Source organism: Candidatus Allofontibacter sp., from assembly GCF_038145245.1.
GTDB lineage: Bacteria > Pseudomonadota > Alphaproteobacteria > Pelagibacterales > Pelagibacteraceae > Fontibacterium.
On record NZ_JAYQPI010000071.1, the window covers coordinates 1 to 1531 of the forward strand.

At 24.8% G+C, this 1531-nt stretch carries 2 protein-coding genes; one reads left to right on the top strand and one right to left on the bottom strand.

The window, feature by feature from the left end; all coding sequences use genetic code 11:
- Positions 1-764 (bottom strand): dihydrodipicolinate synthase family protein (locus tag AC8IGH_RS05480; protein ID WP_507419703.1); only part of this gene is annotated, 764 nt, incomplete at its 3' end.
- Between the two features lie 94 nt (positions 765-858).
- Here AC8IGH_RS05480 and AC8IGH_RS05485 point away from each other — a divergent pair.
- The coding region (locus AC8IGH_RS05485; protein WP_507419704.1) for a glycosyltransferase family 9 protein at positions 859-1531 on the top strand (673 nt) is incomplete at its 3' end.

Here is a 1531-nt window from a genome sequence, read left to right on the forward strand (position 1 = left end):
TTTGTAGCTTTTAAAGCTGCAATAACGGGATATTTTTCAAAAACATCTCTAACGATTTTTATTTTTTTATTAATTGACTCTCCTTCTGTTTTGTCAAAAGTATTTATTAATTTTGCAGCCTCAATATTTACGTTAGTAGTTGCACTAATACATCCCGCACAACCAATATGCAGCCCATCATAAAGAAATTTTTCACTGCCTGGATAAACAATAAAATTATTTATCTCTTTATATTTTTTAGTATTTTCGAAATTACCCGAACTGTCTTTTATTCCTGTAATTAGGTCTGAAAATTCTTTTTTAAGTCTTTTCACAAGATCTATAGAAATTGTAACGCCACTTACCTGTGGGATATTATATAAAAAAACTCTAAGATTTGTTGATTTAACAATATTGATAATTTCTTTATAATATTGATAAACGCCTTCATCTGAAACATTTTTATAGTAAAAAGGCGGTAACAATAAAACTGAATATATTTTATTTTCTACTGCAGTTTTGGTCAGCAAAGCTGCATCTACAAAAGAAGTATTTCCAGTTCCTAAAATTATTTTTTCTTTAGGTAAATCACTATTTGCTAATGTTTTAATTAGATTTATTTTTTCAGATACAGAAATTGAATTTGCCTCACCTGTAGTTCCTAATGGCGCCAAGCTAATATTGTTTTTTAATAAAAATTCACAATGAGAAATAAATAATTTTGTATCTATAGTTAAATCCTTTTTAAAAGGAGTTAAAACTGCTGAATAAACTGCTTTTTCCATGATTTGTTTTTTAATTACCTAGGTTTTAGATATTATCTGTAAAAAAACAATAATTTAAAATAAATATCAACAACCGATTATCTATAAAAAATTAATGAATAAAGGACTGATAATTCAGACAAGACCTGGTATTGGAGATTTGTGCATGTTTCTTCCTTATATTCAGCAAATCAAAGATCACAATAAAGATTTTCAATTTACTTTGGTTACTAAAAAAAGAACAGCGGCAAAACAAATATTAAAGTACGAACAGTCAGTTAATCAAATTATTTATTTAGAAGATGAAATCTTAGGAATAACAAAATCAAAAATTAATAACTTTTTTAAAATATTAAATTTTATAAAAAAAAATAATTTTTCAAAAATTTATATTATGCATTTTAGTATATTCTGGTTTTTAGTGGCAAAAATATCAGATATTAAAAAGATTTATAAATATGGAATATTTAAAAAAAATGTAGATATTTATCTAAATGCTTTAGAACAAAATAAGAGATGGCTTCAAGATAGCAATCTGTCTAGTCAAACAAATATAACTTACCCTCAAAACAACAGTAAAAATAATAATCAAATTATTATTGGAATTGGATCTTCTGGTCCAACTAAAAAATGGCCAACAGAAAATTATATTGAGCTCATTAAAAGAATTAATAACAAAAATATTAAATTCTATTTAGCTGGTGGAGATAATGAAATTGAAAATCAAATCGCAAATAAAATTATTAATGAAGTGAAAGATAATAGAATAGAATCCTTATGTTCTCTAA